The sequence below is a fragment of the Clostridium sp. FP2 genome, from assembly GCF_011065955.2.
Lineage (GTDB): Bacteria > Bacillota > Clostridia > Clostridiales > Clostridiaceae > Clostridium_AD > Clostridium_AD tagluense.
The window spans coordinates 2,642,603-2,657,166 of record NZ_JAAMNI020000001.1 but is presented as its reverse complement, the minus strand read 5'-3'; the positions used below and the strand labels follow the sequence as shown (position 1 = coordinate 2,657,166).

The following is a 14,564-nucleotide window of genomic DNA, read 5'->3' as shown; positions in this document are numbered from 1 at the left end:
TTCAAAATCACCATTTTCATCTTCATCCCCAATACGTCTATCTATTCGGCATCAAAATCAATAAAGTACTTTCTCTCTGGTGTATGTATCGTGAGGGTTGCTAAATTAATATTGTCCTCTAAAATATCCACTCTGTATTCGAACATGATATCATCATGTTGCTTCTTCATGAATAAGTAACTTCCTTCTTCTTGATCCTCGGCCTTATCACTTATTTCAGCGTAGATTTCTTCGCCACTGACTTCTCCAGGATATCCTGACTTTCTTATCTTTTCATCTATTGCTTTAAAAAACTGTTCCATTTTTTCGCTCTCCTTCTTTTTTAATACCTATTTCTCTTCAAATCAAGTATATACTATGCTTCTAAATAACAGTAGCCTTAATCATTATTAATTAATGATCAGAGCAAAACCTCACTTATCAAACTCACATGGTTCTCAATGACCTCTAGGCTAGTAATTACTTCATATTTTAATTATTCAATTAGATTATTATACCTTCAAAATGATCCATTTCATGTTGAATTATTTGTGCTATAAATCCAGTAAACACTTGCTTTTTCTTCCTCATCGTTAGCTTTTCTCTTAGCGTGTAACCTTATTTTATCAGATATGTTTAAACCGTGACCTGCAGGGAAAGTAATAATTTTCCTCAATACATTAATATTAACTAGTAGTGAATCAATATACTCATCAATTAAGTTTAATATTTGAGTTTCAGTCAAAGATGGTGGCAAAATTAAATCATCTTCTTTAAGATACTTTGACAGAATGATCTCTGAATTCATTGAGTTATCTCCATGGGCAACATCCTTTCTACAATAGTGTATTCGGAAAGGTAAAGCTATATATTTTAATACTCCGCACCAAACTGCACATTATAGACATTATTAAAACTATTAACTAACTTTAATTTTGATAACAGTAAATCAAGACAAATAAAAAAAAGGCTTTAGGTGACTCAAGGTATAAATGCTATAAAAGTGAAAATAACATAGGTTTCCCACGTAATTTTAAAAGACATGTTCATCACCACCATAGCGAATTATAGACATATCCTTTAAAAAATATCCATTAGTTCAAATTATCATTTTAGTAATAATCTTTTCTTTTTCTTATATTCACGCTTTGTTATAGCTCCTTTGGCATATAGCTTATACCACTCATTAATTTGTTTGGTTTTTAGATCTTTATCTTTAATTATTTCAGTTGAATCTAACGCTATTTCTAATAATGAGTTATCTAATTCTTTATTATTTAATTTATCATAAATACCATTACTATCACCTAGTATTCCTGCAACCCCAACTATCAACAGATATGCACTTAGTGAAGCAATTATACATACAACAATTTTCCCTAAAGAGTCCGTTGGAAGTTTATCTCCAAAACCGATAGTTAATATGGTAACCAACGCGAAGTATGTTGAATTAATAATCCCATGAAAATTAAAGGCCTCTGGATCCAATTTAATTGTAATATATATCATTGCAATAGCATTAATATATATAATTACGAACCAGGTAATTATAATTAAAATCTTTGTTTCTAGGACACTTAATCCTTTTCTCTTAGGCATTATTGCTTTTTTATCTAATATACTTTTTTTAATACCAAAACTTATTAACAACAAAACAACTATCATTTGTAGGATAATAACAAAGATAAAACATAGAACAATATATTTGTTTAAATTTGTTTTTGTATTAAAGAGTATAAAAATAAAATATATATGGAATATAGGTAATCCCAAACAAATATTTCTAATAACATTTAACTTTTCATCCATTATGAAATCATCTGAAAACCATGTATGATACTTTAGCAAAACTACCATGAATATAACTAAAAAAATAAATAGCATTAAAATTGACACTAATATATACATAACATTGAAATTACTTTTTACTATATTTTTGATAATAGCTAATATAAATATTAGAAGTGAAAAACTAAAAATAATTGCAGATTTCTTTTTAAAGAATGTGTTAATAATATTTTTTAAAAATTCTTTTAATGATACAATCTCATATTTATATATTACAGTTAAAGACACTATAAATAAAAATACGGCTACTATAGCAAATATGCTTATCACTATTGTATACCACCATATCTGCATAATATCCCTCCTAATAATGCAATCATTGCATTTTGATATATATCCACAGAATATTGCTAATCAATCCCTCTATATATTTATAAAAAAATAAATAAAGCCTATAAAACTAAACATTAAATTTCAAACATTACCTATTTACAACTGAGATTCAAGACCAAGAGTAGTACATACTGGAGAATTTGGTTGATTTCTGCTTATTCCATCTATTCCTTTTACGATAATTAATTCAGTTATTTTCTGCTCGATTTCCTTGAATTCTATATTATTCAACTCCTTTTCAGCTGCCCATTATAGACATAATATGTATTTTATAGTTACATTATGTAGAAATCATACCATTGTTTTTATGTTTGAACAACGCTATTTTAGCTATTATGGCAAATATCTTTATTTCTAAATACCGTATTATTCAGTTTTCAAAGACATTTATTTGTACTTTCAATTTCAATAGCTATGTCGTGTAATTCTCAAATTACCGACCAATATTTTTGAAGTACGACATAAAAACACCGTAAAATTACAAAATTGAATAATACGGTATTTTAATGGGATTATTCGGTTTTAATAGTTGTGGAATATTCAGAAACAACCTAAACTTTATATTTTTTATATAAATGGTTGTTTATATACCTTCTTATTAAAACCCCTAAAATAAAAGGTGGTACTATATTTGAAATCATAATTCTTATTTGACTGTTTCAGCAATAACTTTCCAAATATAAAACCTATTAACAAAAGTATAAATGTTGTTATATATTTCATTAATTAATCCTCCTTAATTTACCCTAATCAATTGTTCATTAATCATAGTTTTGCGATAACTGAACAATCTATGGAAGATACGACAGAACTGAATCTAAATTTATTTTACATCAACTCTACAAATTGGAATTTGTCAATTTAGTTCATGCTCTATTATGATAATTGATTCATCATGCTCACCAATCATTTCAACTGATATTTTTTTGACCACAGTGCTAAATTTATCATTACATTTATTCACATCATAAAATGCTTTATCAAGCAACGCCTTAGAAGATACTTTTCCAACTGTCATGTGTGGAACATAATCATAAGCCATACCAAATTGCTTTAGTTTGTCTTTATATAGCATATCATGAATGTTTTTAATAACATTCATACCTTGTACTATATTTAAAAACAAATAATTTTCATATTTATCTTCCTGCATACTGAACCCTTCTAATTCAACTTTAAATGGTTGTATGGCGCTTAAACAATCTTTTAAATACAAATTTAATTCCTCATTAGTCAACTCACTATTAAAAGGAAAGACCAAAGTAATATGTGGCAATACTAACTCTTCCAATGGGTCATATTTTTTACGGATATCATTAATAACATCAATATTTTCAAATTCAGTAAAAATCATAATAGTTCTTGTTTTCATACTCACATCTCCTCTACAAATTACTATTTATTGAGTTGTTTTACATCTTTCATATGTCACATTAGATTACAAATTTGACATAACTCTTTAAGTGAGAAATGTCTTCAGATATATCTGATATGCCCTACACTTATAAAGTATTTCACATTTTTGGGACTTCCCATTATAGCCATAATACTCATAAATACTTCTAAACCATTCTACTAACAATCTTTCTGCATCCTTCTATCATATTCCTTCTAAATTTGTATAATAAATCAAAATAACTCGTTATTTACTAAACAATCCATCTTAACTTTTCTTTAATATTATGAAACAACAAAAAAACACCGATACCTAACCGATGTTTTTTGTCCAAGCAAATCTATTTAACAAATAAACTTAATCTTTTTAAATTATTTAATGAAAGATTTAGAGCACTTCTGCTCCATAAAACTAATTTCACAAATCCTTAGTAAGTTCGATCAATTGCTTTCTATAACTTTCTTTATTATGCTGTATCTTATGCATATCGACCTTTTAAGCATATATCATTTTATAACATTCTAAACCTTTCTGAAACTTATGTGTTAAAATTGTGGGAAACAAAAATATAGCAGGCTTTACATTACTGTAAAGCCTGCTATATCAACGTTTATGTTTTGGTGACTCCTAGGGGAATTGAACCCCTGAGTCGTTAAATTGCCTTTTATAACTTTCTGCAATCTGCTATAACTTATGTATATCAACCCCTCCAAGGGTATAACAGTTTATAACATTCTAAAGCTTTCTAACACTTATGTGGGAAAATAAATGGAAAAACCGTAATAACTTCTCTTTGCATTATAATAATAATGGGCAGTTAAATAAGTAGCGAGAGTTTTACCTTATTTCCCATAAAATGAACCACTCTTTGTTTGAAAAAATTAGAGTAGCAAACTTATTTTCTATATATACATTATACCATAAAAATCCATGTATTACCAGTCTGTGATTTGACTTTTTAATATGTTACAATCTAATAAATACAGATTATAGGAGGATTAGTTATGGAGAATCATATTATTGAGAATGAAGTTAAAAGTCTTTTTTGTCATGAACTGTACAATTTTCAGGTGGAACGAGCAACAAAAATAGTTGAACATTTGACAACTGCTTTGGGCGATGATGTTGTTAAATCAATTCAGGAAATCAATGTCGATTGGAAAGAACCACTTAAAATGTATATGGAAAATACAGTTATGATTATTGAAAAACTTAAAGAACTGTATGGGGATAAAGTGATAGAAATTCTTAAAGAACACACCGCAAATGATGCATTAAAGCGTGGTCAGGATATGTCTGCAAATACAGGCGATACTCTTGATGATTTTTTAAAAATCTTTGGTAAAGGAAAACTTGTTTGTAAAAGTCAATCTGAAGCAGTTTTAAGGTGTGAAGGGTGTTTAGTATCAAAGGTCGCAAGAGAACTTGGTGTTGAAAACATTATGTACTACCTTCACTGTTATGGAGACCCTTATTATGCAAAAGGTATTAACCCAAATATATCATGTAAACATAATAAAACATTCATGCAAGGTGATGATTGTTGTGAATACCTAATAACTATGAAGGTCAATAAGGACTAATACTCTCTAATACTATTAAAGTATGAACATTTTTAAGGGTTAGGGTAGCATAACCCTTAATGTATGCACTTCGTATTATGCCTATACTATTCGTCTTAGTATTGCTTCAGATATTCTATAAGCATAATCATCAACATTTTTTTGAACTTCAACATATTCAAAATCAGCAGGAGAACCTAAATAGCCTTGGGATGAAAGTTCTTTTATGTGACCGCCGAACAACCACGCTTCACCACTGCTGTCATCTAAGGTAATCGGAGGTAAAGACTTTGCTTTTTCAACATCAACCAGAGTTGGATAGAACTCATATATCATGGCTGTTTCAATATCTCCACCATGCACATCAGAGACTTCTGCCTTACTTACATTAATTGTTTGTGGTTTTATCGGGCATAAATAGGGTTCGTCCAACTTTAGTCCAAAGTGCGGAAACCTACCCTCATCAAAAGCATAACAAGCATTGATATGAAGTTGCTCATGGGCTTCCCTAAATGCTTCTATTATCGCAATGTTATGCTCAATATCTCCATGTGTATTAACACCAAAAACATTGTTGAAACCAAACTCTGACAGTGATAATAAAATATCTGAAATTAATGCTTTCGCAGTCTCTTTTCGTACATGGAAAGAACCTATAAAGCCACCTGTTGATTTGCAAACACCCCAATAAAAGGGTGGGGCAATAACAACTATATGTCCCTTTGCTTCAAGTTTTTCTTTTATGGTGAGGCAGTATATATGAGCAGTGTAAATATCTGTTCCTAAACATAATTGCGGGCCATGCTCTTCAATTACTCCTATGGGCAATAAGACAAGTGCATTTTTATCAACGTAATTTTGTATTTCAGTCCACTTCATATTTGCCATTGTGTCTTTAAAAATTTCATTAATCATAAAAAATCTCTCCTTTACAGTTTATAAATATTATTAAGTTCACACTTTTATACAAGTTTGACACAACTCTTTAACTGAGAAATGTCTTCAGATATTGGTAATATGCCCTAACCCTATCAAGGCCTTCATATCTTTTGGACTTCCCATTATAAGAATAGCACTAAACCGCTAGCGCGGTGGTATTCAAAACATAGTTTCTTTAATTTCTCCAGAGCTGATAATCTAAGTATATCAGTTTTTGGTATATATACCCTTTAAAATGGAAAGAATTATAGTTTTAAAGGAGATGTTTTATTTATGACAAAAGAACAAGTTTTAGAAAAGTTAATGTTTGATGTAGAACTCCGAGGTTTAAGCAAACATACTCAGGATGAGTACTATACCAAATGCAAAATATTTCAAAATCACTTTGATAAACCCGCAACTGAACTTAATGAAAAAGACATTAGAGAATTTCTTCACTTCCTTACAACTGAAAAAAAACTTGCCTCTGGAAGTGTTAATTCCTATAATAGTGGGCTTCGTTTTTTGTATGGTGTAACCTTAAATACTAATTTAAACTGCAAACAAATACCTCGTCACCGTAGACATCGTAAATTCCCCAATATTCTTACTCAAGAAGAAATTCAAAGCCTCTTTAATGCCTGTGATAATTTAAGAGATAAATGCATCTTAATGACTATTTACGGCGCCGGATTAAGACTTAGCGAAGTCTCTTGTCTAAAAGTTTCAGATATTGATAGTAATAAAATGCAACTATTTATACGCAATGGTAAAGGCTCCAAAGATAGATATGCATTACTTTCACAAGATAATCTAGAAATACTAAGAGATTACTGGAAATCATACCATCCTAAAGAATGGCTTTTTTATAGCAGAATAAATACCGGCACGCATATTAATCCTAGATCAGTACAGAATATATTTCACAAATACATTAATAAAGCAAATATAACTAAATCAGTTACGGTCCATTCTATGAGGCACAGTTTTGCTACCCACCTACTTGAGTCTGGAACAAGCATATTTCATATTAAACAGCTTCTTGGTCATTCCGATATTAGTACAACCTGTTTTTATTTACATATGGTAAAGATTGAATCCTTAAATGTAAAAAGTCCCCTCGACATGTTGAAAAAATCAAACAAAAAAAATGGAGAAGAACAATGATTGAGGTCCAAGATATTTTTCAACAATATGGCACAGAATATCGTGAAAAACATAAGCTTACGCTTGCCCAACTCAAAGCTATGTCTGCAATTGAAAAGTGTAGGACTGCCCAGTTAGGCGGTCACATAGATAATTGTGAAAGCTGTGGCAATACTCAAATTTCTTATAACTCTTGTCGCAATAGACACTGTCCTAAATGTCAAAGTCTTGCTAAGGAACGTTGGATTGATAATCAAAAAAGTAATTTACTTGACGTTGGATACTTTCATGTGGTATTTAGCATTCCAGATACCATAAATTTGATAGTATATCAAAATCAAAAGGAGCTTTATACTATTTTATTTAAAGCTGTCGCTGAAACTCTTACAGAATTAGCATCTGACAAAAAATATCTGGGTGCAACGCTTGGATTCACATCTATTTTACATACTTGTTATTCCTACTTTTTTATTATTCCGATGTTATCATTATTTTCTTAAACCCATTGTTTTTAAACGATTAGAACAGGACTTTATAAAAAAAATCGGAATAATATATTAACATCATTTGACGATTAACTATTTTAATATATGGTTAAAATAACCATTAAAATAGGAGGTATTATTATGAAACAAGTAACATTGGATCAAACAATCCAAAGGGCTTTAATTTTAATGGAATCGTTAGGTATAGGTAAATCTAATTTAACGACATTCAACAATCGTCACTTTAGTAATATTCAAAAATATTTTGCTGAGCATGGTGAAACTTTGTTTAATATTGATTTATTGGAATGCTATCAAAAGTATCAGGAGACGCGGTTAAGGTGCAAATTAATAGGGAATTGTTACTATACGGTACTGATTAGATCTGTGAAAATACTTATTGAAGTCTATCAGACGGGCACATTTCAGTGGAGGTTCTATGGGTCAGGACCTGAGTTTAAGGTCAATTCATATTTTGAAAAGTGTATAGATAAATTCTTAAGTACTTTGTACCGAAGCACTGAAACCAAGAGACATATAAATTCAAAAATCAGAAGATTTATGAGCTTTCTTGAGAGCCGTGGTCAGGAAGATTTTTTGTTGTTAACTTCAAGCGATTTGACAGAATATCTATCATTTATCTATCCATTTAATAAGGGTGACATGGGACATACTGTTCATGCATTGCACGTTTTTGTTGATTTTCTTGTTAACAGTAGCATTGTAACAAATAAAAATTTAACAGCTCCATTACAGAAACCAGTGACAGCTAGAAAAAGTGTGTCACCTTGTTTTACTCATGATGAAGTAATGTTGATGATGAATCAAACAGACAGAAAATCACCAGATGGCAAACGTGATTACGCAATAATATATCTCGCTTCACATACTGGGCTACGCGCTATAGATATTGCAAATCTGAAGTTTAAAGATATTGATTGGATTAATGACAAAATCAATATCATCCAGAAGAAGACAGGTGGTTATTTATCTCTTCCACTGGAATCTGATACAGGCAACGCAATAGCAGATTATATATTGCATGGGAGACCTGAATCTAAATCGGAACATATCTTTTTAAGAAGCCTTTCTCCATATACAAAACTAGGTAATAACCATTCTGTAGGCATTATTATTGTAAAATATATGAGGATGGCAAACATTGACCATAAAGCATATGATGGAAAAAGTTTTCATGCTTTACGCAGATCAATGGCAACATGGATGCTAGAATCTGATATTCCACTTTCGACTATTTCACAGGTACTGGGGCATAAATCTATGAATTCAGCCAAACCGTATCTTTCGATGAACGAGCGAAAACTTTCTGAATGCGCACTTGGTTTTGAATTCATCCCTATTGAGATGGGGATATATTCATGAATACATTATTTGAAAGCGAATTAGCAACATCAATGGAAGCCATGATAAAATACAAGGAATCTTTAGGATACTCCAGAGTTACCTATGAACCATACTTAAGAATGATTGACAAGTTTTGCTTCGAACATTATCCTCAAGAAACTCGTCTGACAAAGGAACTAGTTTTGAAATGGTCGCAGTTACATCCTCGGGAACAGGCCAATGGATTCAGAAGAAGAATGATTGCTATTCGGGAATTGGGAAAATATCTAAATACTATTGGAATTGAGGCGTATATCTATCCTTCTGAATTCCTAAGTAAAACCCAAAGGTTTGAGCCATATATCTTTACAGATTGTGAATTAAAAGCATTCTTCAATGCCGCTGACATCTTTTCTCGGAGTAAAAATGCACAATACAATCACTATGTTGTACCTGTTATTTATCGATTAATCTACACCTGCGGTTTAAGACCGGGTGAAGTAAGAAATATTAAATGCACAGATGTAAATCTGGTAACTGGGAGAATTTATATACGTGAAAGCAAAGCATATAAAGATCGTATTGTAATAATGTCGAAAGACATGCTACTACTGTGTAATAAATACGAAGAAATAATTAAATCAGTATTGATAAATCGGGAGTACTTCTTTACTAATTCAAAAGGTACAATTATTAGCAAGCAGTCATTAATAGATCATTTTAAGAAATGCTGCGCAAATACAGGCATAATTGGTTTCTGTGGGAGCAGAAAACCACGTGTGTATGATCTACGTCATAATTATGCTACAAGAAAGTTTATGAAATGGCTTGATGAAGGAAGGGATCTATGTGCCGTTCTACCTTACTTGAGTAAATATATGGGACACTATGACTTTTCACAAACATCTTATTATATTCACCTACTTCCTGAAAGACTTATACATTCAAAAGCAATAGATTGGAAACGTTTCTCGGATTTAATACCGGAGGTACAGATGTGATGAAAAAACTCAATGATGAAGGATTATTCCGGTTAATTCATGATTTTCTAAAAATATATATGCCAATTCAGAAACATTTAAGTAGCAACACGGTTAAATCATACAAAGAAACTTTAAATCTTTTTTTTGATTACATCACAAAAGTTAAAGGAATTCGCATGGCGGACATATCGTTTTCAAAAATAAATAGCCAAATTCTTTTCTGTTTTCTTGACTGGATTGAAACTGAACGTCATTGCAGCGTATCCACAAGAAACTTAAGATTGGCCTGTATACGTTCGTTTTATAAGTATGCAAGTACAATGGATTTTACCCTTATGGCTTATAGAAATGAAATATTAAAAGTTCCGCTCAAGAACGATACCTATAAGAATACAGTAGTGAAATACATGTCTGAAGAAGCCGTAAAGGCGATTATGAAACAACCGGATATTACGACGGATAAAGGAATTCGGGATCAGTTCTTCATGATTCTCATGTATGATACAGGTATAAGAGACCGTGAGATATTGGATCTACACCTTAGAAATTTTGATGCTGATTCCAAAACTCCATGTGTTCACGTAACAGGTAAAGGCAACAAACAGAGAGTCTTACCGATCATGCCAAAAACCGTTGAGCATTTTAAGAAATATGTGAAAACTTATCATCTAGATAATAATCCTGACAAATATTTGTTTTATACAGTAAGGCATGAAATGATTCAACAGATGTCTGACGACAATGTAGCTAGATTTATGGACATCTATAGCCGTAGAGCAAAGATTGAATGCAGTGAAGTCCCAGATAATGTACATCCACATATGTGGCGACACTCGCGAGCAATTCATCTTTACAGGGCAGGAATGCCGCTACCTTTGTTGTCAGAATGGCTGGGTCATGCACAACTGGAAACCACTCAAATTTATGCATATGCCGATACAGAAATGAAACGTGATGCCATAAAAAAAGCAACTAATAAAATGAATCCACTTATGGGCATAGAAGAAAAACCCTGTTGGAAAAGCGAAAACAGCGAAGCACTCATCCGAAAGCTCTATGGATTAAGATAATATTATTCCGATTTTATAAAGAAAATAACAGCATAGATAACCATATCTTCATATTTTCAACTTTGTATACATTAAAATCGGAATAATAAAAAAGTAGGAATAACAAGTATTATCCCGACATCGGGATAATACTTGGGGACAAAACCTTATGCACCATCCTCATATTCATTGTATTGTACCCGGTGGAGGATTATCTTCAATAGGAAAATGGATAAATAGCAGAAAGAAGTTTTTCATCCCTGTTAAAGTGCTATCTCGCAAATTCAGAGGCAAATTTTTATATTATCTCAAACAATTATACTCCCAAAATAAGCTTGAATTTCATGGTAGTCAACAATATCTTTGTAATGATAATGAATTTAAAAACCTACTTTCCTCTGTATATTCTAAAGAGTGGATTGTTTACTGCAAACCACCTTTTAAAGAAGCTGCATGTGTAGTCGAATATTTAGGTAGATATACTCACAGAGTTGCTATATCAAATAATCGTATCGTTAATATTGAAAATGGCAATGTTACATTCAAATGGCGCGATTACAAAGATAGTAGCAAATGTAAGTTAATGACTGTTTCTGCTGATGAGTTTATCCGTAGGTTTCTAATTCATATACTTCCAAGTGGATTTATGAAAATAAGACACTATGGTTTACTAGGAAATCGAAACAAAACTACCAAACTTAAGCTTTGCAAACACCTTACTAATACACCTATTTTACTTAAAGAAAAAATATCAACACTCCAATTAATCCAAAAGATCACTGGAAGAGATATATCCAAGTGCCCACGATGTGGTTCGGACAAACTTAGCCGTCATACTTTATTTTCCAAATCTCCTCCTACCTCCTTACAAACTGCATAATATTAAGAGTTTGCTATTATGGGGAGGGGGAAACTATGTCTATATATCTAGCTGTAATGGTGTTTTTATATGTTTATCACTTTAATTTTAACTATATCCTCAATTAATCCATTAAGTTAAGTAAGGGTAGGTTTATTCAATCCCCATAAGTTCTAATTATACTACCGCGGTTTCGTGCTATTTTAATTATCCAAAGTTAGGCGTACTTCTATATTTTTTTACACTCAGACTCTTATCTAGGGTTTGAGCTTTTTTTTCGCGCCTAACTTCGTATAATTCGCTAAGAATAATTAGAAGTTGATAATTAGGCTTTAATAGTCCGCTTTCTCATCCATAAGTATTGTCACAATTTATAAAATTGATGACACTTTTATTACCATAATTAGTACACTTTAAAAGAATAATATTTATTAATAATACGATAATTATAAAATGAATAAATATTAAATATTACTTTGCTTTTTTTTATAATTTCTAAATAATATTATTACTAATAAGGCATCCATTAATAATATAATTCCATTTAGATAAAATGGAATTGCATGTCCAAAAGTATCATATAGAAATCCCCCTAGCAAAGGTCCAATTGATGCACCTAAGCTAACTACCATTAAGTATAGCCCATATGCCGAACCTCGAGTTTCTTTTCCTACTATGTCTGCCACTAAGGCTTCTTCTGCTGGTGAAGCCATTACTATACCTATAGATTCTACAATCCAAAGTGCAATTAATATTTTAATATTGAAAGAATGTGAAAAGCCTAGAGAAACTATACCTGAAACAATTAACCCTATTACCATAGGTACTATTCTCCCAATTTTATCACTAATTTCACCCAATATTGATGGTAAAAAAGCATATACAAGGGCTGCTGGAATAAATGCAGTTGCTAACGTTCCAATATCTGTAGTGAATTTATCCTGAAGATAAATCATTAGAAGAGGACTTATCATAGAGGTTGAAATTGAACTTATAAAAACTATACACAATAATTTTAATAAATTAATATTAAATTCTTTATTAGGTTGTACACTCTTTTCAATATTAACTGCCATTGTTTCAGGTATATATTTATATGCAATATACCCTGCTATCAATGATAATATTGCATACCCTTTAAACAAAAGGCTCCATCCAATTATAAGAGTAAAATTACCCAGTATAACAAAACCTATAATAGCACCATATAATGCACCTTTGCTACTTGCTCCATCTACTTGTCCAATTAATTTCCCTCTTTTTTCATTATCAGCAATATCTATTGCTATAGAGTATGCAGAAATCCACATAAATGAAGAACCTATTGCCTGAATAATTCTGCTAATATACAAAAGTTCAATATTAGTTGAATAAGAAAACAATAACATAGCAATTGCATAGAACAAGAAAGCAGAAACAAAAAAAACTTTCCTTCCATATTTGTCTATTCCTTTTCCTATAAGTGGTCTCAATACTAAAGTTACAATGCTAAATATTGAAAATAATCCTCCAATAGCTAATGCACTTCCACCAATCCTTTTACTATAAATAGGTAATATAAATGACATTAGCCCAAAAGCAAAGGAACCCAACATGATAGATGTTACTAAATTATTCTTAATTTTAACCTTATTGCCCATAATTACCTCCAAAAATATAATTAAAGACTAACTAATTTACTGTCAAACAAATGTTAGTCACCAAATAAATGGAATATATTATTTACTTCTTATTTCTCTTGTAATTTTTTATTTATATCTTCTGCATCATTTTTACTATCTTTATATAAGCTTAAACAAGCTATTGCATAGGCTGTAGCAATTATTAGGATTGTTTCTATTACTGCAGTTAAAGAAATAATTTCAATGACTTTCATTGGTATTCCAATAGAAAAAGTGATAATGATAATTATGAATAATTCAAAAGCCATATGTGTAATTGGGAACTTAATATGAATGTTTTCCATAAAATACAGAACTGTCTGTATTAATAAAATTAAAAATAACAAACTAGCCTCTGATTTTACATCAAAGGTTACTTGATGGTTTATAAAATGTATAATAATTGTTATAATTATTATTACAGTAAAGGCAACACATCCACTACAGAAATATTGATTTATTCTTTTCATAGCTTCCTCCAATGTTATAAATTATATGTTTAACTTTCGTTTAATTTCCTGTACATAACTTCGATTAATAATAAGTTTCTCTCCATTTGATAAAGTTGCAAGCAGTCTACCATTAATTTGCCCTTTTACTTTTTGTAATTTTGAAATGCTCATAATACAAGACTTATTTATTCGGGTAAATCCTGTATTTGGCAAATCTCTTTCTAACTCATATAATTTCATATCACTTTGATATACGTTTTTTTCGCAATAAATATAGATTTTATTATCAACAGCCTCAAAATAATAGACATCATGGGAAGAAATCTGTGTATACTCATTTTCTATTCTGCCACTTATGGTTATTTGATCTTCAGATAGAATAGCCACTATATGATCCACATAGGTAGTTCTTTTTTTACATAGGATTTTCACCTCAATATCTTCCAGTAAGGGATTTTCAATTATTATTATTCTCATAATTTTCCTCCTTTCAAATAAAGCATATCATAGGTATCAGATGATAACAATCATCACACACTTATGTTGCAT

At 30.7% G+C, this 14,564-nt stretch carries 13 protein-coding genes and 3 pseudogenes; 7 read left to right on the top strand and 9 right to left on the bottom strand.

The window, feature by feature from the left end:
- Window positions 1-41 precede the first annotated feature (41 nt).
- From G9F71_RS12650 to G9F71_RS12630, 5 genes and pseudogenes are all read right to left on the bottom strand, one after another.
- Window positions 42-302, bottom strand: coding sequence for a hypothetical protein (locus G9F71_RS12650; protein WP_164951593.1), 261 nt, complete (start codon window positions 300-302; stop codon window positions 42-44).
- A gap of 181 nt (window positions 303-483) precedes the next feature.
- Window positions 484-567 (bottom strand): annotated as a pseudogene (locus G9F71_RS12645) (peptide deformylase); the annotation flags it as partial.
- Between the two features lie 519 nt (window positions 568-1,086).
- Entirely contained in the window at window positions 1,087-2,121 is a 1,035-nt protein-coding gene (locus G9F71_RS12640) for a two pore domain potassium channel family protein (protein WP_164951594.1), read from the bottom strand.
- Between the two features lie 606 nt (window positions 2,122-2,727).
- Window positions 2,728-2,883, bottom strand: a complete 156-nt coding sequence (locus G9F71_RS12635; protein ID WP_207712073.1) for a hypothetical protein — start codon at window positions 2,881-2,883, stop codon at window positions 2,728-2,730.
- A gap of 133 nt (window positions 2,884-3,016) precedes the next feature.
- Window positions 3,017-3,532, bottom strand: coding sequence for a 2'-5' RNA ligase family protein (locus tag G9F71_RS12630; RefSeq protein WP_164951595.1), 516 nt, complete (start codon window positions 3,530-3,532; stop codon window positions 3,017-3,019).
- A gap of 1,028 nt (window positions 3,533-4,560) precedes the next feature.
- Between G9F71_RS12630 and G9F71_RS12625 the strand changes: the two genes are divergently transcribed.
- Window positions 4,561-5,139 carry an L-2-amino-thiazoline-4-carboxylic acid hydrolase gene (locus G9F71_RS12625; protein ID WP_164947542.1) on the top strand — a complete coding sequence of 193 codons (579 nt, stop codon included), beginning with the start codon at window positions 4,561-4,563 and terminating at the stop codon, window positions 5,137-5,139.
- Window positions 5,140-5,220: 81 nt separating this feature from the next.
- Here G9F71_RS12625 and G9F71_RS12620 read toward each other — a convergent pair whose 3' ends face one another.
- Window positions 5,221-6,033, bottom strand: coding sequence for a creatininase family protein (locus tag G9F71_RS12620; protein WP_164947543.1), 813 nt, complete (start codon window positions 6,031-6,033; stop codon window positions 5,221-5,223).
- Window positions 6,034-6,330: 297 nt separating this feature from the next.
- On the opposite strand from G9F71_RS12620, the gene G9F71_RS12615 reads away from it, so the two are divergent.
- From G9F71_RS12615 to G9F71_RS12590, 6 genes and pseudogenes are all read left to right on the top strand, one after another.
- Window positions 6,331-7,203, top strand: a complete 873-nt coding sequence (locus G9F71_RS12615) for a tyrosine-type recombinase/integrase (RefSeq protein WP_224626364.1) — start codon at window positions 6,331-6,333, stop codon at window positions 7,201-7,203.
- Window positions 7,200-7,634, top strand: a pseudogene (locus G9F71_RS12610) (transposase zinc-binding domain-containing protein); the annotation flags it as partial. The gene G9F71_RS12615 and the pseudogene G9F71_RS12610, both read left to right, overlap by 4 nt.
- A gap of 174 nt (window positions 7,635-7,808) precedes the next feature.
- Entirely contained in the window at window positions 7,809-9,050 is a 1,242-nt protein-coding gene (locus G9F71_RS12605; protein WP_224626360.1) for a site-specific integrase, read from the top strand.
- On the top strand, window positions 9,047-10,012 hold the full coding sequence (locus tag G9F71_RS12600) for a tyrosine-type recombinase/integrase (RefSeq protein ID WP_224626362.1): 966 nt from the start codon (window positions 9,047-9,049) through the stop codon (window positions 10,010-10,012). The genes G9F71_RS12605 and G9F71_RS12600 overlap by 4 nt, the downstream gene beginning before the upstream one ends.
- Window positions 10,012-11,064: a tyrosine-type recombinase/integrase gene (locus G9F71_RS12595; protein WP_224626679.1), complete on the top strand. Its 1,053-nt coding sequence runs from the start codon at window positions 10,012-10,014 to the stop codon at window positions 11,062-11,064. Before G9F71_RS12600 ends, G9F71_RS12595 begins: the two co-directional genes overlap by 1 nt.
- 127 nt (window positions 11,065-11,191) lie before the next feature.
- A pseudogene (locus G9F71_RS12590) lies at window positions 11,192-11,923 on the top strand (transposase); the annotation flags it as partial.
- A 443-nt stretch (window positions 11,924-12,366) separates the two neighbouring features.
- Here G9F71_RS12590 and G9F71_RS12585 read toward each other — a convergent pair.
- The 3 genes from G9F71_RS12585 to G9F71_RS12575 all read right to left on the bottom strand — a co-directional run bounded on the left by G9F71_RS12585 (window position 12,367) and on the right by G9F71_RS12575 (window position 14,492).
- Window positions 12,367-13,542, bottom strand: a complete 1,176-nt coding sequence (locus tag G9F71_RS12585; protein ID WP_164952514.1) for an MFS transporter — start codon at window positions 13,540-13,542, stop codon at window positions 12,367-12,369.
- Window positions 13,543-13,631: 89 nt separating this feature from the next.
- The gene (locus G9F71_RS12580) at window positions 13,632-14,033 is read right to left on the bottom strand and encodes a hypothetical protein (RefSeq protein ID WP_164952515.1); all 402 of its coding nucleotides are present in this window, start codon (window positions 14,031-14,033) and stop codon (window positions 13,632-13,634) included.
- A gap of 21 nt (window positions 14,034-14,054) precedes the next feature.
- Complete coding sequence (locus tag G9F71_RS12575) at window positions 14,055-14,492, bottom strand: LytTR family DNA-binding domain-containing protein (RefSeq protein WP_164952516.1); 438 nt, start codon at window positions 14,490-14,492, stop codon at window positions 14,055-14,057.
- Between the last annotated feature and the right edge of the window lie 72 nt (window positions 14,493-14,564).

Coding starts and splice junctions, on each gene's coding strand:
- G9F71_RS12650 (WP_164951593.1), bottom strand. CDS start 302: ATGGAACAGTTTTTTAAAGCAATAGATGAAAAGATAAGAAAGTCAGGA.
- G9F71_RS12640 (WP_164951594.1), bottom strand. CDS start 2,121: ATGCAGATATGGTGGTATACAATAGTGATAAGCATATTTGCTATAGTA.
- G9F71_RS12635 (WP_207712073.1), bottom strand. CDS start 2,883: ATGAAATATATAACAACATTTATACTTTTGTTAATAGGTTTTATATTT.
- G9F71_RS12630 (WP_164951595.1), bottom strand. CDS start 3,532: ATGAAAACAAGAACTATTATGATTTTTACTGAATTTGAAAATATTGAT.
- G9F71_RS12625 (WP_164947542.1), top strand. CDS start 4,561: ATGGAGAATCATATTATTGAGAATGAAGTTAAAAGTCTTTTTTGTCAT.
- G9F71_RS12620 (WP_164947543.1), bottom strand. CDS start 6,033: ATGATTAATGAAATTTTTAAAGACACAATGGCAAATATGAAGTGGACT.
- G9F71_RS12615 (WP_224626364.1), top strand. CDS start 6,331: ATGACAAAAGAACAAGTTTTAGAAAAGTTAATGTTTGATGTAGAACTC.
- G9F71_RS12605 (WP_224626360.1), top strand. CDS start 7,809: ATGAAACAAGTAACATTGGATCAAACAATCCAAAGGGCTTTAATTTTA.
- G9F71_RS12600 (WP_224626362.1), top strand. CDS start 9,047: ATGAATACATTATTTGAAAGCGAATTAGCAACATCAATGGAAGCCATG.
- G9F71_RS12595 (WP_224626679.1), top strand. CDS start 10,012: ATGAAAAAACTCAATGATGAAGGATTATTCCGGTTAATTCATGATTTT.
- G9F71_RS12585 (WP_164952514.1), bottom strand. CDS start 13,542: ATGGGCAATAAGGTTAAAATTAAGAATAATTTAGTAACATCTATCATG.
- G9F71_RS12580 (WP_164952515.1), bottom strand. CDS start 14,033: ATGAAAAGAATAAATCAATATTTCTGTAGTGGATGTGTTGCCTTTACT.
- G9F71_RS12575 (WP_164952516.1), bottom strand. CDS start 14,492: ATGAGAATAATAATAATTGAAAATCCCTTACTGGAAGATATTGAGGTG.